Genomic DNA, 373 nt, shown 5'->3' with positions numbered 1-373 from the left:
TGTTGAATTGCACTGAAAACTGACCCACTTATCCAGGAAATTTGCACCCTAAGTTGACCCATGTTTAGACCACAATCCTGCTCATGACTGCGAGCGGGAGAACGGAGTGATAGACGTGGCCCTACTTGGAATTATTCGACGCTGGTACATCAGAGACCGCATCTCAATTCGGGAAATCGCCCGCAGGCTCGACATTTCCCGCAACACGGTTCGACGATACATTCGATCGGAAGCAGTTGAACCGTCCTATCCCACAAGGCAATCATCAAGTTCGCTCGATGAATTCGCACCTCGGCTATCCACATGGCTAACCGCTGAAGCAGCCAAATCTCGAAAGCAAAGACGAACCCTGAAACAGATGTTCCTGGAGCTG

General features: G+C 50.4%; 1 protein-coding gene. It reads left to right on the top strand.

What is annotated here, in order from left to right:
• Positions 1-106: 106 nt before the first annotated feature.
• Positions 107-373: winged helix-turn-helix transcriptional regulator (locus tag MKD49_RS25815; protein WP_252697721.1), on the top strand; the 267-nt coding region annotated here is incomplete at its 3' end.

The sequence above is a fragment of the Herbaspirillum sp. WGmk3 genome, from assembly GCF_023952535.1.
In the GTDB taxonomy this organism is placed as follows: domain Bacteria; phylum Pseudomonadota; class Gammaproteobacteria; order Burkholderiales; family Burkholderiaceae_D; genus Herbaspirillum; species Herbaspirillum huttiense.
This window is presented reverse-complemented; position numbering and strand designations above follow the sequence as displayed.